Source organism: Microbacterium sp. GbtcB4, from assembly GCF_019091465.1.
Lineage (GTDB): Bacteria > Actinomycetota > Actinomycetes > Actinomycetales > Microbacteriaceae > Microbacterium > Microbacterium paraoxydans.
Window position 1 is genome coordinate 1 of sequence record NZ_JAGXJJ010000591.1, and the last position, 235, is coordinate 235.

Annotated in this window: 1 pseudogene; it reads left to right on the forward strand. The window is 77.0% G+C overall.

Annotated features, from left to right (window positions below):
- Positions 1–235 (forward strand): annotated as a pseudogene (locus tag KVS71_RS18930) (glutamyl-tRNA reductase); the annotation flags it as partial.

Genomic DNA, 235 nt, shown 5'->3' on the forward strand with positions numbered 1-235 from the left:
GGTCGCGCGGTGATCTTCGCAGCCAAGCACGACATCCGCCCGGTGCCGGCCGTGGAGTACGCCCGCACGGCGGCGCACACCACGCTGCTGATCACCTGCACCACCGCGACCGAGCCCGTGCTCGGCCCGGAGCACCTGCAGCTCCCGGCCGGCCTCGCCGCCGCGGGCAGCCCCGTCGCCGCGACCAGCGGCCCCACCGGGGTCCCGAGCCGGCTGGTGGACGACCTCGGCATGC